The 22,373-nt window shown below is 49.7% G+C and carries 22 protein-coding genes; 14 read left to right on the top strand and 8 right to left on the bottom strand.

From position 1 onward, the window contains the following. Nucleotides 1-683: 683 nt before the first annotated feature. The gene (locus tag EZV61_RS00995) at nucleotides 684-1,622 is read left to right on the top strand and encodes a DMT family transporter (protein ID WP_131414030.1); all 939 of its coding nucleotides are present in this window, start codon (nucleotides 684-686) and stop codon (nucleotides 1,620-1,622) included. A gap of 376 nt (nucleotides 1,623-1,998) precedes the next feature. Then, nucleotides 1,999-2,811 (top strand): carbohydrate-binding protein, encoded by an 813-nt coding sequence (locus tag EZV61_RS00990; RefSeq protein ID WP_131414029.1) that lies wholly within the window; start codon nucleotides 1,999-2,001, stop codon nucleotides 2,809-2,811. A gap of 93 nt (nucleotides 2,812-2,904) precedes the next feature. On the opposite strand, the gene EZV61_RS00985 is transcribed toward EZV61_RS00990, so the two are convergent. From EZV61_RS00985 to EZV61_RS00975, 3 genes are all read right to left on the bottom strand, one after another. After that, nucleotides 2,905-4,335, bottom strand: coding sequence for a glycoside hydrolase family 13 protein (locus tag EZV61_RS00985; protein WP_165569492.1), 1,431 nt, complete (start codon nucleotides 4,333-4,335; stop codon nucleotides 2,905-2,907). 88 nt (nucleotides 4,336-4,423) lie between these two features. Beyond that, nucleotides 4,424-5,608, bottom strand: coding sequence for a maltose/maltodextrin ABC transporter substrate-binding protein MalE (gene malE, locus EZV61_RS00980; RefSeq protein WP_114339898.1), 1,185 nt, complete (start codon nucleotides 5,606-5,608; stop codon nucleotides 4,424-4,426). Nucleotides 5,609-5,907: 299 nt separating this feature from the next. Further along, nucleotides 5,908-6,468 (bottom strand): hypothetical protein, encoded by a 561-nt coding sequence (locus EZV61_RS00975; protein ID WP_130566187.1) that lies wholly within the window; start codon nucleotides 6,466-6,468, stop codon nucleotides 5,908-5,910. 258 nt (nucleotides 6,469-6,726) lie between these two features. Here EZV61_RS00975 and EZV61_RS00970 point away from each other — a divergent pair, with 258 nt between their 5' ends. After that, the gene (locus tag EZV61_RS00970; protein WP_131414028.1) at nucleotides 6,727-7,755 is read left to right on the top strand and encodes a porin; all 1,029 of its coding nucleotides are present in this window, start codon (nucleotides 6,727-6,729) and stop codon (nucleotides 7,753-7,755) included. Between the two features lie 108 nt (nucleotides 7,756-7,863). Here EZV61_RS00970 and efp read toward each other — a convergent pair whose 3' ends face one another. Then, nucleotides 7,864-8,430, bottom strand: coding sequence for an elongation factor P (gene efp / locus EZV61_RS00965; protein ID WP_114339894.1), 567 nt, complete (start codon nucleotides 8,428-8,430; stop codon nucleotides 7,864-7,866). Between the two features lie 32 nt (nucleotides 8,431-8,462). On the opposite strand from efp, the gene epmB reads away from it, so the two are divergent. From epmB to EZV61_RS00950, 3 genes are all read left to right on the top strand, one after another. Next, a complete protein-coding gene (epmB, locus tag EZV61_RS00960; protein ID WP_131414027.1) occupies nucleotides 8,463-9,527 on the top strand; it encodes an EF-P beta-lysylation protein EpmB in 1,065 nt (354 codons plus the stop codon). 76 nt (nucleotides 9,528-9,603) lie between these two features. Further along, on the top strand, nucleotides 9,604-9,927 hold the full coding sequence (locus EZV61_RS00955) for a prephenate dehydrogenase (protein WP_130566184.1): 324 nt from the start codon (nucleotides 9,604-9,606) through the stop codon (nucleotides 9,925-9,927). Nucleotides 9,928-10,042: 115 nt separating this feature from the next. Then, nucleotides 10,043-10,294 carry a hypothetical protein gene (locus tag EZV61_RS00950; protein ID WP_131414026.1) on the top strand — a complete coding sequence of 84 codons (252 nt, stop codon included), beginning with the start codon at nucleotides 10,043-10,045 and terminating at the stop codon, nucleotides 10,292-10,294. Between the two features lie 65 nt (nucleotides 10,295-10,359). Here EZV61_RS00950 and EZV61_RS00945 read toward each other — a convergent pair whose 3' ends face one another. From EZV61_RS00945 to EZV61_RS00930, 4 genes are all read right to left on the bottom strand, one after another. Then, a complete protein-coding gene (locus EZV61_RS00945; RefSeq protein WP_131414025.1) occupies nucleotides 10,360-11,073 on the bottom strand; it encodes a MipA/OmpV family protein in 714 nt (237 codons plus the stop codon). 211 nt (nucleotides 11,074-11,284) lie between these two features. Beyond that, on the bottom strand, nucleotides 11,285-12,943 hold the full coding sequence (groL, locus tag EZV61_RS00940; RefSeq protein WP_131414024.1) for a chaperonin GroEL: 1,659 nt from the start codon (nucleotides 12,941-12,943) through the stop codon (nucleotides 11,285-11,287). Between the two features lie 54 nt (nucleotides 12,944-12,997). Further along, the gene (locus EZV61_RS00935; protein WP_114339883.1) at nucleotides 12,998-13,288 is read right to left on the bottom strand and encodes a co-chaperone GroES; all 291 of its coding nucleotides are present in this window, start codon (nucleotides 13,286-13,288) and stop codon (nucleotides 12,998-13,000) included. A gap of 147 nt (nucleotides 13,289-13,435) precedes the next feature. Beyond that, nucleotides 13,436-13,954, bottom strand: a complete 519-nt coding sequence (locus EZV61_RS00930; RefSeq protein ID WP_131414023.1) for an FxsA family protein — start codon at nucleotides 13,952-13,954, stop codon at nucleotides 13,436-13,438. Between the two features lie 118 nt (nucleotides 13,955-14,072). On the opposite strand from EZV61_RS00930, the gene cutA reads away from it, so the two are divergent. The 8 genes from cutA to EZV61_RS00890 all read left to right on the top strand — a co-directional run bounded on the left by cutA (nucleotide 14,073) and on the right by EZV61_RS00890 (nucleotide 22,351). Next, on the top strand, nucleotides 14,073-14,441 hold the full coding sequence (cutA, locus tag EZV61_RS00925) for a divalent-cation tolerance protein CutA (protein ID WP_240695127.1): 369 nt from the start codon (nucleotides 14,073-14,075) through the stop codon (nucleotides 14,439-14,441). Then, nucleotides 14,441-16,207, top strand: a complete 1,767-nt coding sequence (locus EZV61_RS00920; protein ID WP_131414022.1) for a protein-disulfide reductase DsbD — start codon at nucleotides 14,441-14,443, stop codon at nucleotides 16,205-16,207. The genes cutA and EZV61_RS00920 overlap by 1 nt, the downstream gene beginning before the upstream one ends. Before the next feature lie 15 nt (nucleotides 16,208-16,222). Beyond that, on the top strand, nucleotides 16,223-16,798 hold the full coding sequence (locus EZV61_RS00915) for a hypothetical protein (protein WP_131414021.1): 576 nt from the start codon (nucleotides 16,223-16,225) through the stop codon (nucleotides 16,796-16,798). 296 nt (nucleotides 16,799-17,094) lie between these two features. Further along, nucleotides 17,095-17,547: a type II 3-dehydroquinate dehydratase gene (gene aroQ, locus EZV61_RS00910; RefSeq protein WP_114339879.1), complete on the top strand. Its 453-nt coding sequence runs from the start codon at nucleotides 17,095-17,097 to the stop codon at nucleotides 17,545-17,547. Between the two features lie 28 nt (nucleotides 17,548-17,575). Then, on the top strand, nucleotides 17,576-18,028 hold the full coding sequence (accB, locus tag EZV61_RS00905) for an acetyl-CoA carboxylase biotin carboxyl carrier protein (RefSeq protein ID WP_131414020.1): 453 nt from the start codon (nucleotides 17,576-17,578) through the stop codon (nucleotides 18,026-18,028). A 15-nt stretch (nucleotides 18,029-18,043) separates the two neighbouring features. Further along, nucleotides 18,044-19,387: an acetyl-CoA carboxylase biotin carboxylase subunit gene (gene accC, locus EZV61_RS00900; protein ID WP_114339877.1), complete on the top strand. Its 1,344-nt coding sequence runs from the start codon at nucleotides 18,044-18,046 to the stop codon at nucleotides 19,385-19,387. A 128-nt stretch (nucleotides 19,388-19,515) separates the two neighbouring features. Continuing rightward, entirely contained in the window at nucleotides 19,516-21,027 is a 1,512-nt protein-coding gene (locus EZV61_RS00895; RefSeq protein ID WP_131414019.1) for a S10 family peptidase, read from the top strand. 148 nt (nucleotides 21,028-21,175) lie between these two features. After that, nucleotides 21,176-22,351, top strand: coding sequence for an HlyD family secretion protein (locus EZV61_RS00890; RefSeq protein ID WP_130566178.1), 1,176 nt, complete (start codon nucleotides 21,176-21,178; stop codon nucleotides 22,349-22,351). Nucleotides 22,352-22,373: the final 22 nt, after the last annotated feature.

The raw sequence follows: 22,373 nt of genomic DNA, 5'->3' as shown, positions 1-22,373 counted from the left end.
TCGATCGTTTGGATCTGGAGCAGTTTCGATCTCATGCTCTCTTTTGGCAAGCGGGAATTAATTGAACTCCGCCTTTAGACACCCTTAGTTACAAATTACTTGATCTCAAACATGCGAATGATAATGATTTTTATTTACAAAAAGGTAAAGCGATCATAAACTGCTATTCAATGAGTGAGGCAAGGTAGTCAGCATCACTTATGTGATGGTCGTTATTGCTACGATCATCGTGGTTGGTCTGTTGTCACGCTCCCATATGACAGCTGATCTACCATCTTTCGTTACGCTGGGTGGTTGTTCGGAGCATCGACTCCTCCATAGTGGCGAGAGGTCATCTTATAAGCAGGTAGGTTGCTTGTAAGGTTAACGGGAATCTTTCTTTCGGGCGACTTAATAGTCGCCCATTTTTTTTGCCCCTATAGCGACCCCTCTCTTTTCACTGGTTCGCCCAACTGACTTTTCACTTTACATCAGACAGTGAGTACCATAATTTAAAGGCTCAGCAATTTAATAGGTCACCCATGCCAAACGTATCAGTCATGCTCAGCGTCAACCATTGGCTCCTCCTAGCAGAGCCGATGCAGTCACGCGTGTTCTGATTGAAAACACCATTGACTGCGGAACCCGCAGTCAATAACGCCAGTTCCGCAGTCCATTTCCCAGCCGCAACAAGGAACTGCGCGATGACCACCTCACCCATAGCATTACCAGACAACACCACCCAGGATAGGACGAAAGGCATCTTGCTTGCCGCTTTCGCGACGGCACTATTTTCAGCCAAAGGCATCTTCATCAAGCTGGCTTATCAATATCAGGTCGACAGCGTCACCCTGATGAGCTTACGTATGTTGTTTTCACTGCCGGTATATCTGGCGTTGGGAGCTTGGGGCTGGCATCAGGGCTGGCTTAGCAGCCAGCTGCTAAAACGGCACGGAATACCTATTGCCGGTATTGGTTTGCTGGGCTACTACGGTGCCAGCTTCTTTGATCTGTGGGGCTTAGAGTACGTGCCCGCACAGTTGGAGCGCTTAGTCCTATTTGCCTATCCAACCTTCACCGTTTTGCTCAGCTGGTGGTGGATGAAACAACGTCCAACGCGACAGATGTTTTGGATCTTACCCATCACCTGGGCGGGCGTCGCTGTCATGGTCGGTCATGATCTGAAGCAGCAAGGCCAGCATATCCTGCTGGGCACAGGATTAGTCGCCACCAGCGCGGTCATATTTGCCTTCTACATGGTGTTCAGTAAACCACTGATCAACAAAGTCAGTAGTGCTGCATTCACCATCGTCGCCATGGTGGCAGCAAGTATCGGCATATTGCTGCACTATCTCTTCAGTCAGCCAAACTTATTGGTGATCACGCAACAGCCACTACCGGTCTACGGTTACGGGCTGATCATCGCTCTGTTCTGTACCGTATTACCGTCATTTATGTTTAGCGATGCAATACGCTTGGTGGGGCCTGATAAGACGTCAGTGACAGGCTCTTTGGGGCCGGTGTGCACCGCGATTGCAGCAGTGCTGATACTCGGTGAACCTTTCACCATCTGGCACCTGCTAGGTACAGCCATGGTCGTTGTCCCTATCACCTTTATGGCTGTGACGAAAAGTAAACACTAAGCCCTGCTAAGCAAACAACGAATCCAACCAGCTGCAGTCGCTCGCTCAGCGACTACAGCTGGTTGGCAGTAGCAGACAATCTGAACACCATTTCAGCACCCAACATTTAGATATCGCTAACATAAAGAGATCACTCTCCTCTTGCCTACTGCAGTTCATCACTGGCCGGATCATGCAGCTGTTCAGGTACAAAATACAGGTAGGATTTGTCTTAAAAGATAGTGACGACATGATTGGCCTTAGCTAACGCGAAACAGATCACAAAAATAACATTTGCTTGACACAAATCACACGCAGAGTTACAACTGCAAACGCAGAGACAAAAGTTTGCATGTTTTGTTTTTTAGTTTTTAATCATATAGTTACGGAGTGATATATGAAAAAATTAGTCGTTAGCATCGCCCTTCTGTTCATCTCTTCAACCTCGGCATTATTTGCCGCCCCGGTTGACCTTATCAAAGGCTCATCCATCCTTCACAGCCGCTACGGATACAACTGGCAGTCATTCAGTTTCGATATCCGTGTGGACAATCTTGCCTTTGATAAGAAAGTCTCTATCCACTACCGTGATAGCGATGGCATATGGTATGACCGCCCAGCAGTTTTTGCAGGTTCAATCGATAATAGCCAAGAACTCTGGCAAGCCGGCTGGGAGCGTGTTACCAGCAGCCCATATGAAAAGAAAGAGCCATTGGAACTGGAATATGTCATCAAATATGAAGTCGATGGCACCACCTACTGGGATAACAACGATGGCCAGAACTATCGCTTGTTTGTCGGTGAGGGTGAGCAAATCACGACGCCAGTTTATGCAGACTTTTCCGTCGCATCCAAGCCTTCGGTGTACAACTACAACGGTCAAGAAACCAAGGTACCTGGCAGCTTTAGAGTCAGCCTCTTCCTGCAAAACCTAGGCTATGCCAAAGAGGTGAAGATCCACTACTCCTATGATAACTGGGCGACTACTTATGTTGGTGACGCAGTATTTCAAGCACAGCGCTACTTAGGCTATGCCAGTATCCATTATCCTAACGATTACGGCACAGAATACTGGGCATTCACAACCCGAGGCGATGAAGCCCAAGACAGTTCAGCCACGCAAGTTGATTACGCCATTTCCTATACTGTGAACGGTGAAACCTATTGGGATAACAACTTCGGTAATAACTACCAAGTTCCCGTGCAGTAAATAGCAATCCTCGTTCTCCAAATAAAAAGCACCGGCAAACGACCGGTGCTTTTCAATAACTAAACATGTTAATCCAGTTAACTAGAAACCGCTTTACAGCTTAACAATGGCGGCAGATTGCGCACTCAAACAGAGCGTAGTTGTCGCAATCGAGATCTTGTCGCCCAGTTGGAAAAGCAGTTCCCCATCCTTCGGCAACGTTAACGACACCGCTTGCTGATTTGGATTGAGTGCCACCAACAGGGTGTCACCCTGATATTTCCGGGTAAACAACACACAATTCTGTTGTGGCGAAAGGAACTGAATTTCACCATGACACAGCGTCGCCGAGCCTTTTCTCACTTCCGCAAGTTGCGCAATAAACTGGAATAACGCTCTATCTTGTTTTTCCGGCTCATCCCACGGGTAACCTTCACGACAATAAGGATCGTCACCGGCTGACATACCGATCTCGTCACCATAGTAAATACAAGGTGCCCCCGGCGTAGCAAACATGGTTAGCAAAGCCAGTTTCATCGCCTTTTTGTCTTCACCCATGATCCACAAAGGCCGAGCCATATCATGGCTACCAAGCAGGTTAAGCTGCATCTTGTTGATGCCCCAAGCATAGCTGGCATACATATCTTCCATCACTTCAACAAAGCTGTCGGCGCCCATCGGGGACACTTCCAGATTGTTACGACGGTAACCATTCCAACTGTCGGCGCCGATATAGCTGAGTGTGGCGCAGGCTTGAATGTAGTTCATGGTGGCGTCAAACATATCGCCCTGCAGCCAACGCTGAGCTTTCATCCAGATCTCACCACAAATATAGGCGTCAGGGTTCACCGCCTTACAACGAGTACGGAACTCACGCCAAAAATCATCGTCTTCGATCTCTCTTGGCACATCGAGACGCCAGCCATCGATACCAAACTTCAGCCAGTATTCTGCGACATCGAAGATGTGTGCACGCCAACCTGGATTTTGGTGATTAAACTTCGGCAATGCAGGCAAATTCCACCAAGCATCGTAGTTTGGTGGATTATCTTCATCACTACTGTACGGGCGAAGTGGCCAATCCTGTACTTTAAACCAGTCGATATAAGGCGAATCACCACCATTCTCCAAGATATGATGGAACGCCCAAAACCCGCGGCTGGCGTGATTAAACACACCGTCCAGTACCACTTTCATATCACGGTCATGGGCTTCGTCCAGCAATTTGCGTAGGGCGTCGTTACCCCCTAACAGCGGATCTACCTGCATGTAATCAAATGTGTGGTACCTGTGATTACAGGCACTGGCAAAAATAGGACACAAATAGATAGCGGTAACACCCAGTGATTTCAAGTAGTCCAGCTTATCGATGACACCGTAAAGGTCGCCCCCTTGAAAGCCCTGCTCTGCCGGATCTGCCCCCCAAGGTTTAAACACTAACCCTGGGCTATGAGAGATCTCTTTGCCACGGGCAAAGCGGTCTGGAAAGATCTGATAAAACACCGCTTCTTTTACCCAGTCAGGGCCTATCGCTTGTTCGCTCATGTGTGTTGAATTCCTTGTGCCTGAGTCAAAAAAGCCGGCACAGTGGCCGGCCTCTCTTACTATTTACGTTAGCATTACCATCTTCAGATTAGCGAATAATGCGTTTCGCCGCAGTATCCAGCGCTTTATCCACTTGCTGACGTCCGGTAGTGATATTAGAAATAATGGTGCCCATCGATGACCAAAAGCGTCCCATCGCTGCTGCATTCGGCATCGGCTCACCCATTGCAGCACTGGCATAAACAGCCTGCACCATGGGATCTTTTTCTAGCTCTTTCTGCAAGTTTTTATTTGCCATCGCGCCCAGCTCGCCGCTGGTATAAAGCAAACGCTGGTTCTCTTCCGTCATCAGATAATTGTTCAGCAATTCTTTTACTAACAACGCATTAGGCGAAGCCAAATTAATCATCGCAGCCCATACCCCAACAAATGGCTTGGCCGGATGTCCATCCACCGTTGGCAAAGGTGTCACCCCAAAGTCGATCCCCTCTTTCTGCAGATCGTCCCAATACCAAGGACCATTGAGCATCATAGCGATCTCTTGCTTCTTAAACTTCATCTCCATGATGGAGTAGTCACTATTGCGTGGCATCAAGCCCTCATCCAGCATCCGCTTTAACAGCTTGGCCCCCACCTTAGCGCCCGGTTTGTTCACCCCGGTATCTTTGACATCATACCCACTGTCCTTACGGGCAAACACATAACCGCCATTAGCGGCCAACAAAGGCCAGGTGTAATAGGTGTTGTTGTAATCCCATAAAATAGCGTTGACACCTTTCTCTGCCATGAGCTTCTTATCAAGTGCGAACATCTCCTCAAACGAAGCGGGCGGCGTATCGATAAGTGCTTTGTTGTAAATAAGGCTGATCGCTTCAATCGCAATGGGATAACCATAGACGCGCCCATCGACAGTCACGGCGTCCCAGGCATAGTCAATGGCTGAAGCACGCAGTTCCGGAGATGGCTTAATTTCGCTAATCAAGCCGCCACGAGCCCAATCACCCATGCGATCGTGGGGCCAAAAATAGATATCAGGGCCATCACCTGCACCGGCCTGAATTTCAAACTGTTTCGTGGAATCGACAGGGCTCTCAACATTTACCACCACGCCGGTATCAGCACTGAACTGAGCGGCGATCTGCTTCATCTGCTCAGCACCTTTGCCGATCCAGATAGTGATCTCGCCCTCTACCATGCCAGCGTTAGCAGGTTGACCGAGAACACCACATAGCAATGCGGCCAGCGTAAAGGGCTTCCCTATTTTTTTTATCATTATTATTTGTCCCACTCCATCAATTCCAATTGGCCAAGAATCCGTCAGCCATCGCCACATTGCAACCGGTAACATGGCAGCGAAAGATCTGGATCACATTCGCATTAAAGTTATTTGCAGCAATGCTAAAATAAGAATAGGTCGCCACGAGGGCGATCCTTGGCCGCTAATGTCGAGCAAGGAGCAGGGCATAACTACTTCGCCCAATTAAAGAACGGAAAAAAACAGGCATCAATGATTTGCCAAGAAAGCACAATCAACGATGAATAGCGCGTTCAGCCCTAAATCCAAACCTAGAGCTATCTAGCTGAATCCAGCCATGCACGGATCTGCGGCTCGAACGGCGCCACCGCATTAATATCTTCATCCGGTACCGTTTCCAGCACCTCGATGGTTTTCATCACTGCAGCATACTCTTGCAGCAAGCGATCGCGGGTTTCTTCATCTATATCTTGATCGTTAGCCAACTGTGTCATCGCGTCGCGTAACGACGGACCAATATTCTTGGCTCGCATATTTAGGGCACTAACCGCCAACATCAGTCGCTCAAACATCTGCGACCACTCATCATAGTTATTGAAACCGTGCTTGGACAATAATTGACTTAACGCTTCGGAATCTTTGCCTGACGCCCTCACTCGTTGGCTAAACACTTCTGATAACTGGGTGATATCAGTAATTTGATGAGCTGATGCCGTTTCTGGGTGCTCCCTGCTCCACTGATAAACCGCCGGAGCGGCAGCTAACCACTGTGTTATCTGTTCAGATTTCATCGGGGGCACCTCCGCCGCGGCAACCTCTGCCATCAACATCCCCCCGAACAACAGCGCGCACCATCCCAGGTGCTTTTTCCTACACATAGTGTTTGTCCTTATGGCGTCATCGTCTTTAGTGTAGCTGATCAAGATTCTAGCGAATTGCTATCAAATCATACTTTTGTAAAACATTAAACGTAAGCCGATAACCATTGAGGCACTTGCCGACACAAGTTAAAACAAACGCAACAAAAACCCAACAACTTTCTTATTATTCAGCATGTTATGGACATATATTTGTCATAAACAGTGGCCAAACTTCAGCACTACTCACTGAGAATTAATGAAGTACAGGAGTTTTAAATGCAGTCCATTGTTAAACGCAGTCCTATCACTATTGCATTCCTCACCAGCGCATCCATCCCCCTGACAGCACATGCCAATGTCGGCGTTGATGAGATACTCAACGGCGTACAGGTATACGGCAAGCTCAACTTGTCATGGCAAGTTTCCGACGAAGGTGATGGCTCATTTACGGATATGTCGAGTAACGCTTCGCGTTTCGGACTAAAAGGCGATGTCGGCGTTAATGACGACCTATCCGTTATCTACCAACTCGAATACGAAGCGGTGATCGAAGATGGCGATGACACCATCAAAAACCGAAACCAATTTGTCGGTCTTCACAGTAAAACTTTTGGTACGGGTAAGATTGGCCGCCATGACACCATGCTAAAAATGAGTCAGGGCAAAGTCGATCAGTTCAACGATTTTGAAGGGGATCTGAAATATATGTTTGTCGGCGAAAACCGTATGTCCGAAACCCTGACTTACATAAGCCCGTCCCTTGCCGGCTTTACGTTAGGCATGACCTGGGTGGCCACCGGCGCAGATAACGAAAGTGACTCAGTCAACGGTGAAAGCGACAGTGATGGTTTCTCTACCGCCTTGATGTATGGCGACAGTAAGTTAAACAGCACGCCATTCTATGCCGCTGTCGCTTATGACGATGATGTAAATAATTTCGATACGATTCGCACCACGGCGCAAGCCAGGTTAGCCAACCTAACCATCGGCGGTATGTGGCAAGAATCTGAACGCTCTGATGGTACAGGCAGCGCGCAATCAGGCTGGTTGGCAAGTGCGGCCTATCAACTGACCCATAACGTGTCACTACGTAGCCAATATCAACAAAGTGATATGCACAAACTGGAACACGTTGATGGTTCCCGTCCGGCGGTCGATTTTAAAGAGGGTTATAGCGTTGGGGCCAGCTATGACTTCAGCAAAAAGACCGCTCTTTATGCCTGGTACACCGACCGTACCGCCGCCAATAGCAGTAGTAAATCGGACTCTGACTACTTCTCTGTCGGCATCAGTCACAGCTTCTAAGAGGTTTTGAAATAAGTTTTAGGGAGCCGTTGCCAGAACAGGGACGTTCACCTAATAACAAAAAAGCCGCTGTTCCAAGCGGCTTTTCTTAGCGTCGATAGTAATAACTTACTTCACACGGGAAACGTATTCACCGGTACGAGTATCTACTTTCACTACTTCACCAATCTGAATAAACAGCGGCACACGTACCACAGCACCGGTGCTCAATGTTGCTGGCTTCCCGCCGGTACCGGCCGTATCACCTTTCAAACCGGGATCGGTTTCAGTCACTTCCAGTTCAACGAAGTTAGGTGGAGTCACTGAGATTGGATTCTCATTCCAGGTAGTAATGGTGCAAACGTCTTGCTCAACCAACCACTTCTCTTGATCACCGATCGCTTTAGCATCCGCCGCAAGCTGCTCGAATGTGTCATTGTTCATAAAGTGCCAGAACTCACCATCGTTGTAGAGGTAAGCCAGTTCAATATCCATGACGTCAGCGGCTTCGACCGTTTCGCCCGACTTGAAAGTTTTTTCCAACACCTTACCGGAGATAAGTTTGCGGATCTTTACACGGTTAAAGGCTTGACCCTTGCCAGGCTTCACGAACTCGTTATCAATAATTGAACAGGGCTCGCCATCCAGCATGAATTTTAGCCCTCCACGAAATTCGTTGGTACTATACGTCGCCATTTCTACCTCGTTACCAAAGCTGATTATTTCAAATGCCGCAGATGATAACCCGAAAACCCCTCGAGGGTGAACGACCATGGCAACAAGAGCTGGCAAAAGCGATCACCGATCCGGCGGTTTTGCTTACCATGCTTGAGATAGATCAAACTGCATTCGCCGACGGCTTTGCGGCGAGAAAGCAATTTCCGATGCGTGTTCCTCAACCATTTATCGATCGCATGGTAAAAGGCGATCCGAATGACCCACTGCTACGCCAAGTTCTGCCGCTGAGCGATGAACTCATTACATCCAACGGTTATGTTAGCGACCCGCTTGGCGAACATGACACCCAAGCACCAGGCTTAATGCACAAGTATCAAAGCCGTGTCCTCCTGATCCTCCGTGGTGGCTGTGCGGTAAACTGTCGTTACTGTTTTCGCCGTCACTTTCCTTACGGCGATAACAGCCCTAGCAAGCAGGAGTGGCAACAGTCATTTGACTACATAGCGGCTCACCCTGAGATTAACGAGGTTTTGCTCTCTGGTGGCGACCCGCTAATGGCCAACGATCAGCAGCTTGACTGGCTACTGACTCAGCTAGAGCAGATCCCCCATCTACGCCGTGTGCGCATACATACGCGCTTACCCGTGGTGATACCAAGCCGTATTACCGATGCGCTAGTCTGTCGCTTAGCCAGCTCAAGATTAAAAGCATTAATGGTGCTGCATATCAATCACGCCAATGAAATTGATAACGCACTACAACGGGCAGCTCAGAAACTAAAACAAGCCGGGATCTGGCTGCTCAACCAAAGCGTACTATTGCAACAGGTGAATGACTCAGCCGATGCATTGTGTGCGTTAAGCGAACGCCTGTTTGAAGCCGATATACAACCCTATTATCTACACCTAATGGATAAGGTCGCCCAAGCAGAACACTTTGACTTGCCGCTAGCACGGGTACAGGCGCTAAACAAAGCAATGATGCAGCGTCTACCCGGTTTCTTAGTACCCAAGTTTGTCCGTGAAATAGCCGGACAGCAAAGCAAAACCCCCATAGATTTAGGTTTTAACCCATTTATTGAGCAAACAGATCTCGATTTTTTCCAGCAAAGCTGACACTGCCCATGTGCAGAAGAAAGCGCTAGAATAGCAACCGACTATAGATACCTTTGATATGAGAGAACCGCTTTAGATGTCGAGCCATGACCAGCTTTTTGAACACCTCAGTGCCAATTTAAAACAGGCTTACCGACAAGCAATTGATGCTGATGCCATCCTCAACGAAATGCTGCAGCTTGATGTCGGGAAGTTCGACGCCGTTTTCCGTAAAGATCAAGGCTTTGAATGTGAAGCGATCAGATTTGTTCCCTATGTTGAAGAGCTCGCTGCTGAGATCGAACCACTGAAAACGGCTTCGCCCGACAAATTCGAAGCACAGCTAAAAACATGGGTAAGCAAACTGGAACTGCTCCTGCGCACGCTGGCAGAATTTAAGCGCAACCTAAAAGCCAAGTAAGCGGTCCACTCTTTCTCCAGCGGCTTCGCCCCATGCAAGCGGGTTAAAATCGACTAAACTTAGAGCAGGCTTTCAACAGATCATCGTTACAGCTTGGTGATATAGGTTTAAGTTAATGGAACCCGTAAATGCGAACGTCGCCGCCTCAGTGACGCAGCAGCTTCCACCACAGCGTAATAACGCGCAACAAACTGCCTTAGCCAGTATCAGTGAGGTAGTGGCAGCGCCGCCTTCGTCAGAAACGACAGAGGAGGATGCAACCGAATCCGTGCAGGTATCAAACTCTTTAGGACAGGCCGCTGAAGCGTCCAACCTCACTCGTAGCCGAGCAATTGAGTTATATAGAGCGGTCGCCGCACTGGTATAAGCGAGCGTGAAAGGAAAAGAGAAAGGGACAATTAATCGAGTAAAAAAGGGTACCGCTGATCTTGTCTAAAAGCTGTACGCCACACCAACGCCTAACGTGTATTCGTAAACTGGCGCTTCAGCTTTCGCTTCATTCGCTTCGAGCTTACCAACAGCGGCATTGTAATTCAGTTGCCAGCTTTCACTGAGGCCCTGCTTTGCAGCAACGCCGACACTCACCTTGGATGCACCCTCCGTGACCGCACTACCATCTTCAGCGAGCAATGGCTGACCAAGATAATGCTCGGCGTACTCACCGTTCATATAGGTGTAACTCACTTCGGGAAACAGCTTCAGATCGCCGGTCACCTGCAAAGGGTAGCTGTAACTTAACTTACCGTATTCTCCCCGCGCCTGCTCACTGAGCTCTGATACGAGTGACACGGCCACCGTTCCCCAAAAGTCCTGGTAACGATACTCAGCGCCCAAGTTGACCCGATCTTTTTCTTCCTCGGAGTCGAACGCTGGCTCCCACAGATCCTGACTATGCTCCACCAACGTTGCCACCGAATGCTTGGTACTGGAAAACAGCGGTTGTGACGATGCTTCAGAGACAACAAATTGTGCGCCTCGGTATTCAACCTGTAGGTCTTTTTCTGGTTGCTGCGCAAGTTGCTGGGAGAGTAGGGGAAAATTCGGAAAACGATCGCCAGCAGTAGCCACACCATCAGTGACTTCAGTCGCTTGTGCGGCACCGCTAACCAGCAGCGCAAGGCTAAGCGCCTTTACAACATTCCGCATTGGCTTCCCTTACTGTTTCTTATCGTTTTGATTTTTAGTATAGCCAGAGAACGAGATATCTCCGTGCATGGATCAAATTTATCGATCTGGCTCTGAACTTTTCACTACCAGCCATGTCATCAGTAGACCGGTAAATGCAATTATTCATTACCAACAGATATAAAAAAACCCGCCAGATGGCGGGTTTTTTGGTCGCTTAGGAAGCGGAAGGCTACATCATACCGCCCATGCCACCCATGCCACCCATACCACCCATGCCGCCCATATCTGGGGTGCCACCAGCAGCTGCTTCTTGAGGTACGTCAGTCACCATCGCTTCGGTGGTGATCATTAAGCCACCCACAGACGCTGCAAACTGCAGTGCTGAACGAGTTACCTTAGTTGGGTCAAGAATACCCATGTCGATCATGTCACCGTAAACGCCGGTTTGAGCGTTGTAGCCGTAGTTAGCTTCGCCACCACGTACGTTATTAGCTACCACAGAGGCTTCTTCACCCGCGTTAGTTACGATTTGACGCAGAGGAGCTTCCATCGCACGCAGAGCCAGCTTGATGCCGTGGTTCTGATCTTCGTTGTCGCCTTCCAGCTCGGCGATCTTCGCAGCAACACGTACCAGCGCAGTACCACCACCGGCAACCACGCCCTCTTCTACGGCTGCGCGAGTTGCGTGCAATGCATCTTCTACGCGCGCTTTCTTCTCTTTCATTTCAACTTCAGTCGCTGCGCCCACTTTGATCACAGCAACACCGCCAGCCAACTTGGCTACACGCTCTTGCAGTTTCTCACGATCGTAGTCTGAAGAGGCTTCTTCGATTTGCTGACGAATTTGACCGACACGGCCTTCAATCATCTCAGCGTCGCCTGCACCATCAATAATGGTTGAGTTATCCTTGTTGATAACCACACGCTTAGCTGTACCCAGATCTTCCAATGTCGCTTTTTCCAGATCCAAGCCAACTTCTTCAGAAATAACCGTACCACCAGTCAACACAGCGATATCTTGCAGCATCGCTTTACGACGGTCACCGAAGCCAGGTGCTTTAACAGCAGCCACTTTCACAATGCCGCGCATGTTGTTTACAACCAAGGTTGCCAGCGCTTCGCCTTCAACGTCTTCAGCAATAATCAGCAGTGGCTTACCTGCTTTTGCCAGACCTTCCAGAACAGGAAGCAGTTCACGGATGTTGGAGATTTTCTTGTCAACTAACAGGATGAACGGGCTTTCCAATTCAACATTGCCAGTTTCCTGGTTGTTGATGAAGTAAGGAGACAGGTAGCCACGGTCAAACTGCATACCTTCAACCACGTCCAGTTCATTTTCCAGACCCTGGCCATCTTCAACTGTGATAACGCCTTCTTTGCCGACTTTGTCCATCGCAGTAGCGATGATTTCGCCAACATGAGCGTCAGAGTTAGCAGAGATAGTACCTACCTGAGCAATCGCTTTGCTGTCAGCACAAGGTACAGAGAGTTCTTTCAGCTCAGCAACCGCAGCGATAACCGCTTTGTCGATGCCGCGCTTGAGATCCATTGGGTTCATGCCAGCAGCAACGGCTTTAACACCTTCGTTGACGATCGCTTGTGCCAGTACTGTCGCAGTGGTGGTGCCATCACCGGCATCATCAGAGGTCTTAGAAGAAACTTCTTTCACCATCTGTGCGCCCATGTTTTCGAACTTGTCTTCCAGCTCGATCTCTTTTGCCACAGAAACACCGTCTTTAGTTACGGTAGGTGCACCGAAGCTCTTATCCAGAACGACGTTACGACCTTTAGGGCCCAGAGTAACTTTTACTGCGTTAGCCAGTACGTTTACACCAGCCAGCATTTTTACGCGTGCGTCTTCACCAAATTTGACTTCTTTTGCAGCCATTTTTCTCTTTCCTCAAATTCTTTAGCGTTCTGATTACCTGAATACGCGTATTACTTACGCTTCAATCACTGCCAGTACGTTGTCTTCTTTCATGATCAGTAACTCCTGACCATCAACTTTGTGGGCTTTTTCGACGTAACCACCGAACAGAACTGTGTCACCAACGTTCACGGCAACGGCACGAGTATCACCGTTATCAAGGGTGCGGCCAGCGCCTACTGCTACAACTTCACCTTTGCTGGACTTTTCAGCAGCACTGCCAGTCAGGACAATACCGCCTGCTGACGTAGATTCTTCTTCCAAACGTTTAACCACAACACGGTCTTGTAATGGACGGATAGTCATCTATTGATCTCCCGAGATTAACCTTTAGTTGATATAAGAAGCGCCACTTGAGGACGCTGGTGGATTTAAGATGGGGATGGGTAGAAAAAAACCAAGCGGGACAGGTGAAAAAAAATCAAAAAACCAACCTAACCCGCTGAAACAGATCTAATCTTTTCTTTCGAACTCGCCGTCAATCACATGACCACGGCGGTCACTCGACTCTGTAGATGTCGAATTCAAAGGTTCATTGGCGCTGGCCGCCGATGAGTCAAATCCTGGTCGACTATGGGCATAGTAAGCCCCGCCAGGCGCCGCTGCATTGACCACCTGAAACTGGAAGCGCTTGATCAATGCCAACGCAACCAACTTACGCAGCGGTGCCGTCAGGATGAGGATGCCGACGATGTCGGTGACAAAGCCAGGCGTAACCAGCAGCACACCGGCAACCAATAACAGCAGCCCTTCAACAATCTCGGTGCTGGGCATCTGGCCCTGAGCCATTTTTTGCCGCACCGACATCAGCGTAGCAACCCCCTGGCTGCGCACGAGTGAGGCGCCAATCATTGCTGAAAGGATCATCAGTGCAACCGTGGGCATCACACCCAACACGCTGCCCACTTGGATAATGACGCTAACTTCAAGGATAGGAATAAAAATAAACATCAAAAAAAGAACAAACGCCAAAATGCACCTCTCATGCTGTGGGGTTGGCTTAAATCTCTATATTTGGGCGTTATGCCCTTTTATCAATGCAGCAACCGGTTAAAAATGGGACAGGTTAAATGCAACAAGGTTCCCTTCCGTGGCATCAGCAGAAAAAAACGTCACCGAACAGCGAAAGCAAATCACCGCCAAACTGGTCTTATCTGCGTGCCCGGACGTTGAACATGCACAACGGATCGCGAGCTGTCTGGTAGCAGAACGTCTGGCTGCCTGTGTCAATCTTATTCCGCAAATGCAGTCTATTTATCGTTGGCAGGATAAGATCGAGCAAACCAATGAGGTACAGTTGCTTATTAAAAGTGACCACGGCACTCTGTCGGATCTCGAGGCACGGCTGACGGCGCTGCATCCCTACGACGTACCCGAATTTTTGGTGGTAACCATCGAAGATGGTAGCGCCGATTACCTGGCCTGGTTAGGCCAATGTTTACAGAGAGACACAAAATAATGTGGTTAAAAATGCGCTTTTTCTCGATGCTGTTCCTACTGCCGACATTGGTATCGGCCTCTGGGTTATCGGGTCTACTGCCCGCAGATGATCAATTTCTCCCCGTTGATGAGGCTTTCCAATTCAGCTATCAGCAAAACGGAAGCAGTGTTGAGCTAAATTGGCAGGTAGCCGATGAGTACTATCTGTACCGTGACAAGTTCAAATTTAAAGTTAACGGCGCAGAGATGGGCACCGCTGAACGCCCCGCCGGTATCCTCTACATGGATGAGTACTTCGGTGAGACTCAAGTCTATTATCATCAGGCCGTCATCACTGTCCCTGTCTCCAGTATCTCCGACAACGCTGAGCTCACGGTCACCTATCAGGGCTGTGCTGCTGCCGGCTTGTGTTATCCGCCAACTCGGAAAACCGTTTACCTGCAACCGCAACCGGACGAAGCTGCCGCAGCCCTAGCCACAGACACACCTGCGGCAGACGGCAACGCGACAATAGAGAGAGCATCCGGCGTGCCTATGGATCAAGGTGGGTTTAACGCGCTACTTAGCGAAGCCAGTGTAGGTTGGGCACTACTGCTGTTTTTTATCTTAGGCGTAGGGTTGGCTTTCACCCCTTGCGTTTTTCCTATGTACCCCATTCTTTCCGGCATTCTGGTCGGCCAAGGTGACAAATTAACCACTCGCCGCGCCTTCAGCTTGTCATTGGTGTATGTCCAGGGAATGGCGATCACTTATGCGGCACTGGGATTAGTGGTAGCAACCGCCGGTTTGAAATTTCAGGCTGCACTACAACACCCAGCGGTACTACTAAGTTTAGGTGGTCTGTTTGTCGTTTTGTCTCTTTCAATGTTTGGCGCGTTTAATTTCCAACTGCCCAGCCATTGGGTCAGCCGCATCAGCAATGTCAGCAACAGCCAAAAGAGTGGCAGCTATATCGGTGTGGGTATCATGGGTGTGCTCTCTGGTCTCGTCGCCTCACCATGCACTACGGCGCCCCTTTCCGGCGCGCTACTCTATGTTGCGCAGTCGGGTGATCTGGTTCTCGGCGGTCTGGCTCTCTACCTGTTAAGTGTCGGTATGGGGTTACCCTTACTGATCATCGGCACTAGCGGCGGCAAACTCCTACCGAAGGCAGGCGCCTGGATGGACAGCATTAAGATGTTGTTTGGTTTTGTCCTATTAGCTGCCGCACTGCTGTTGGTTGGCCGCCTGCTCCCCACCATAGTAGAGAGCTTGCTATGGGCACTGTTGATTACTGTCACCCTGCTGTTTCTTGCCTTTACTAAATACGGCGCGGAACGTGGCCACTTTACCGCCCGCATCACTGTCGTGGTATTGGCTTTGACTGTTGGGGGTTGGACCGCCATCAATGGCCTGAAGCAGCAACCAGCAACCATCACCGGCCAGTTTATTAACGTGGCGAATGTCAGCGAATTACAACAACAGGTTGACGCTGCGGCAGCAGCAGGTAAGCCGGTGATGCTGGATCTTTATGCTGATTGGTGTGTGGCATGCAAAGAGTTTGAACAGAAAACGTTTCCAGCGGAACACGTGGTTCAGCGTCTAGATCAGTTTGTTTTGCTTAAGGCCGATGTGACCGACAACAGTGGCGAAGCCATTGCATTACTGGAGTCCCTTGGCGTACTCGGACTGCCAACCTTGGTATTCTATGACCCCAGTGCCGCCGAGTTGGCAACACTGCGAGTTACCGGATTCCAAGGGCCGGATCGTTTTGCCGAACACCTGGACAGAGTCTTGGCCGAATAAGGGATCGTTGCAACCATGACAGCTGCATGCTCATTTTCCTGGATGGCAACACGGCGAGTGATCGCCGTCGCCCTACTCACGTTGATGGGGGTATTGGGGTGCGCCAGCGTTCCCTTATCCACCATGGTCAAAATGAGCCAGTTTGGCCCAGAAGAGTTTGTCGAACTTAAGCCCGAAGATATTCGGGCAAAGGTGACGGTTGAGGAGGCGGTTGGGTTAAAGCCAGAACAGACCATACTCGAAGTCACGCTCGCCAGCCCCAACGGGCAACTAATGAAAACCTTCAACTTTGAACTGATCTCGGAAACTCCGCGCACCGAAGAGCGCTGGCTGCGCGCACCGCTGCACTGGATCGACTACGAAATGAAACTCACCGATGAAGGTGAGTCTGCATTTAAATCGTTTCAGCAGTTTGCCGCCAATGACCCTGAGCTAAATTCATTTGCCATCAGTGTTGGAGCAAAAGTCAAAAACCCACCGGCAGAGGGTGAGATCATGGTGATGTCTATTGCGCTCAAGCTTTATCAACAAGAAGCCTATATGCCGTTATTTGAAAAAGCCGAGATAAAGATGGGGAAAACAGAGATCTAACTCGCCTGAACAAATCTCGCTGCACAGTGTCAAACAAAAGCGGCAGACTCCGCCACTTCATCTATGCTTGGAGCAGTATTTAACTGTTCAGATAAGCCAAGTTAGAGTAAAACCTCTAATCAACATCAAAACTTTGCACTGATTCGACCAGAAAAATGCTGCGATTTTCTGCGAAAACAATATAATTCGAAAAAAGCGGGAACTTTTCACCGTTCCGACAGCTCAAAAAGCTAAATTTTGCTCAGATTTGACGTGCAATAGCCCATAAACACGAATTAGAAGAAAAAGCCTGCAAGATGGAAGCAAAACTCAACATTTTATTGCTGAATGGCCCAAACCTAAATCTACTTGGTTTACGCGAGCCTGAGATCTATGGCCATCAAACACTGACCGATGTGGTTCAGGCACTTGATGCCCAAGCCGCTTCTTATGGTGTGCAGCTTTCCCATCTTCAAAGCAACGCTGAGCATGAGCTAATTGAAGCGATCCATAAGGCGCGGGGAAAGATGGACTTCATCTTGATTAACCCTGCCGCTTTCACTCACACCAGTGTGGCAATACGCGATGCACTGCTGGGGGTGGCTATTCCATTTATAGAAATACACCTGTCCAATGTCCATGCCCGCGAATCGTTCCGCCACCACTCCTACTTGTCTGATGTAGCAGAAGGCGTCATTTGCGGTTTGGGCATTCAAGGTTATGAGTTTGCACTGCAGGCGGCATGTCGCCGACTGTGCCCCAACGACTAGAACAACGTACTAACGCAGAGAGAAATCGATGGATATTCGCAAAATTAAAAAACTGATCGAGTTAGTCGAAGAATCAGGTATCAATGAACTGGAGATCACCGAAGGTGAAGAATCCGTGCGCATCAGCTGTGGTGGCACAGTGATGCAGGCACCGGTCCAGTATCAAGCCGCGCCAGCGGCCGCACCAGCTGCAGCACCAGCCGCAGCACCTGCGGCAGCAGCGGCTCCTGTAGCTGACGAACCGGCGGGTCATTTGGTTCGCTCACCTATGGTCGGTACCTTCTACCGCGCATCATCGCCTGAAGCTAAGCCATTTTCCGAAGTCGGCCAGCATGTAAATGCTGGAGACGTCCTCTGCATCGTCGAAGCGATGAAGATGATGAACCAGATCGAAGCAGACACGTCCGGTGTTATTAAAGCGATCCTGGTCAACAACGGCGACGCTGTTGAGTTCGACGAACCCATGTTTGTTATCGAATAACCACAGAGAATTGTCATGCTGGATAAAGTCGTCATCGCCAATCGCGGCGAAATCGCGCTTCGTATCCTCAGAGCTTGTAAAGAGCTGGGGATCAAGACAGTCGCAGTGCACTCCACTGCTGACCGCGAACTAAAACATGTACTGCTGGCCGACGAGTCGATCTGTATCGGTAATGCGCCAGCCCAAGAAAGCTACCTCAACGTACCGTCCATCATCAGTGCGGCAGAAGTTAGCGACGCAGTGGCTATCCACCCTGGTTACGGCTTTTTGGCTGAGAACGCTGAATTTGCCGAACAGGTAGAGAATAGTGGTTTCATCTTTATTGGGCCAACGGCCGAAACCATCCGCCTGATGGGTGACAAAGTCTCAGCCATTGAGGCGATGAAGAAAGCGGGTGTCCCCTGTGTTCCCGGTTCTGATGGGCCTCTGGGCGACGATGAGGCGAAGAATATCTCTATCGCCAAACGTATCGGCTACCCTGTGATCATCAAAGCCTCCGGTGGTGGTGGTGGTCGTGGTATGCGCGTGGTTCGGGAAGAGAAAGAGCTGATCCAATCGATCGCCATGACTCGCGCCGAAGCTAAAGCTGCCTTTAACAACGATATTGTCTACATGGAGAAGTTCCTCGAGAACCCTCGCCATATCGAAGTTCAGGTCATGGCTGACGGTCAGGGCAGTGCGATCCACTTTGGTGAGCGCGATTGTTCTATGCAACGTCGCCACCAAAAAGTGGTTGAAGAAGCACCTGCGCCAGGCGTAACTGAAGAGATGCGCCGCTTTATCGGTGAGCGCTGCTGCCGAGCCTGTGTAGAGATTAACTACCGTGGTGCTGGCACCTTCGAATTCCTATTTGAGAACGGCGAGTTCTATTTCATCGAAATGAACACCCGTATTCAGGTAGAGCACCCTGTGACAGAGATGGTCACCGGTGTGGATCTGATTAAAGAGCAACTGCGCGTGGCTGCAGGCCAACCGCTCTCTTTCACTCAGGAAGAGATTAAGATCCGTGGTCATGCCATTGAATGCCGGATTAACGCAGAAGATCCTAAGTCGTTTATTCCGTCGCCAGGTAAGATCAAGCGCTTTCATGCTCCGGGTGGTTTAGGGGTGCGTTGGGATTCCCATATCTATACTGATTATTCAGTGCCGCCGAACTATGACTCTATGGTAGGTAAGCTGATCTGTTACGGCGAAAGCCGCGATGTCGCCATCGCTCGCATGAAGCACGCGCTGAATGAGATCGTAGTCGAAGGGATCAAGACCAACATCAACCTGCACAAAGAGATCATGGCCGACGAGAACTTCCAGTTTGGTGGTGCGAATATCCACTATTTGGAAAAGAAACTCGGTTTGCAGTAATCACCACTGCTATGCTCTTAAAGGCTGCCTCGGCAGCCTTTTTTATTAGCAAAATCAGATCCCCCTTGCGCTTGGTCAACACCGGCGTATAGATTTAAGTCGCGCTAATTAACCATTCAGAGACCGACATGAAGCCCGCCAATCTATTATTCATCAGCTTGCTATCTATACTCTTGTGTCGCTTTGCGATCGCCGAAGAAGCCACCGAACAAAACACCACGAAAGCGCTCCCCGAACCGGTGCGGGTGGAGAAAAAGCTGTCAGGAAAATTCAATGATAAAAAGATCGAGTACCGCGTTATCGCCGCTGATACTCATCTGGTCGATGATGACAGCAAGCCAATGGCCAGTATCTTTAGCACGGCCTATATCGCTACCGGCAAGAAAAAGAGTGAGCAACGACCGCTGATATTCTTTTTCAATGGCGGCCCTGGCAGCGCGTCAGTTTGGCTGCACCTGGGGGGCTTTGGACCAAAACGTGTCGTTGTCCCCTCCAATGGTGAAAATGCAGGCGCACCGCCTTATCCCCTGATCGACAACCCGTTAGCGATGCTGGACATTGCCGACCTGGTGTTCGTTGACCCCGTTGGCACGGGTTACTCCCGAGCAATAGGGGAGTATCAAGGCACCGATTTCTGGGGCGTGAAAAAAGACGCTGAAGTGCTGTCTCGCTTCGTCCGTCACTTTATCAGTGAACACAAACGCTGGAACTCACCCCGTTACCTGGCAGGCGAAAGCTATGGCACGACGCGTATCGGGGCGCTGGTACGCGAGCTACAAGAGGGCTGGAACGCCGTGAATCTAAACGGCATCTTGTTGATATCAGCCATTGTCGATTACCAAACCGGTGACTTTTTTCCCGGTAATGAGCAACCGTTTATGAGCTTCCTGCCGACTTATGCAGCCACCGCTTGGTATCACGATGCACTGCCTAACAAACCCGAACAGTTGGCGCCATTCATTGAAGAAGTGAAGGCGTTTGTTCTCAATGAATACTCTGTTGCCCTGCTCAAAGGCAGTCGGCTGACCACAGAAGAACGTGCAGTGATCATCGAAAAGCTGCATCAATACACTGGACTCTCCAAGCAGTATCTCGCCGCAACCGATCTGCGTATTCATGAGATGCGTTTTATGAAAGAGCTGCTTCGTGAACAAGGAAAAGTCGTAGGCCGTCTGGACTCCCGTTATTTAGGTACTGATGCCGACAGCGCAGGGGAAACGTTCGAAGCCGATCCGTCGGGTTATGGTATCGCCGCGGCTTATACCGCAGCGATAAATGACTACCTGGGACGCCAGATCGGAGTTGAGCGTAATGAGATCTATCAGATCCTGAGCAGCGAAGTTTACAGGCATTGGGATTGGTCCATGGGCGGCTCGCCCCGAGAAGAAAACGTCATCAATGTCGCTCCTTTGATTGCTAAAGGGATGCGCCAAAATCGTGATCTCAGGATCTTTGTCGCCAATGGCTACTACGATATGGCAACGCCCTTTTTCGCTACCGAACAATCCTTTGCCCATTACGGCATCGATCCAAAGCGTGTCACCATGACCTATTATCCGGCCGGACATATGATGTATGTCCACGAACCCAGCCTAAAACAGCTTACCGATGATGTCCGTAGGTTTATCGAAACTCCCTAGTTAGCGCACAAATCCAGCAGCAGCTTGGCACTATCGGTGCAAAGCTGCTTGTACCTTAACTAGATATCGTTCTACCCTTGCCCTATAAAAAACAACATCATACTGGCACTTTTCAGCCAATTCGATCAGCAATAAGGCATGCAAGTCGATGACAGAGAACAAAACACAGACAGAGACGTCCTCTAATGAAGAGCCTCAAGCCGCCGTCGATGAGTCTCTCACCTCTGATGCAGAGCAAACGGCAGCGATCGATGAGCAAGCGAAAGCATTAAAAGTGAAAAAAATTACACAAGGCGTCTTAATTGCCTGTGTATTACTGTTTGTCTGGTATCTGATCGCCGATCGCGTTACCCCCAACACCGATCAAGCACGACTACGCGCTTACGTGGTCCCCGTGGTTGCAGAAGTCGCCGGCACAGTGATAGAGATAGGTGTCGACAATAACGAAATCGTTAAACAAGACAGCCTGTTGTTTCGTATTGATCCGGAGAAATACCAACTCGCAGTCGTTCAGGCAGAAGCCGACTTAGAGATGGCAGGCCAAGCGATTGGCGCGGATCTGGAAGCGGTCAGTGCTGCGCAAGCCAATGTGTTAGACGCCCAAGCCCACCTGACCAATAAAGAAGCACAAGCCAAACGAACGCTTACCCTGACCAAGAAAGGGATCATGGCGCAATCATTTGGTGACCAAGCCGTTGCTTCAGTGGCCAAAGCAAAAGCTTCGCTGGCAAAGGCGCAGGCCGATCTGCGTGCTTCGAAACAGAAGTTAGGTAGTGAAGGAGAAAACAACCCGCGCATCCGTAACGCCATTGCCGCTCTGCGAAAAGCTCGTCTTGATCTGCAAAATACCGTAGTCACGGCTCCTCATTTAGGAGTAGCGACCAACGTGCAGATCAGCGTGGGACATTACGCCCAGACAGGTGCGCCACTGATGACTTTTATCTCGGCTGAAGATGTTTGGATCGAAGCCTATATGCGTGAGAACAACCTCGAAAACATTAAGGCCGGTGATGATGTTGAGATGGTACTTGATGCTGCACCAGGCCGCGTTTTTAAAGGCAAGGTCGCCAGCGTCGGCTTCGGTATTAACTGGGATAAGAACAACCAGCTTGGGCAACTACAAACCATTAATACCGCCAGTGGCTGGTTACGGGAAGCGCAGCGCATGCCGGTTATCATTCAGTTCACTGACGACGACAGCACTGGCTTACGCCGAGTCGGCGGACAAGTGGATGTGATTGTTTATACTGGCGACGGTTGGATTATGAATAGCATAGGTAAGCTGTGGATACGCTTCATCAGTCTGCTCAGTTATGCCTACTAACAGACGCTGACGCTTAAAGGCT

The organism is Corallincola luteus (assembly GCF_004336975.1).
In the GTDB taxonomy this organism is placed as follows: Bacteria; Pseudomonadota; Gammaproteobacteria; order Enterobacterales; family Neiellaceae; genus Corallincola; species Corallincola holothuriorum.
Note: the sequence above shows the minus strand (reverse complement) of the source record. Positions and strands in the feature narration are given on the sequence as shown.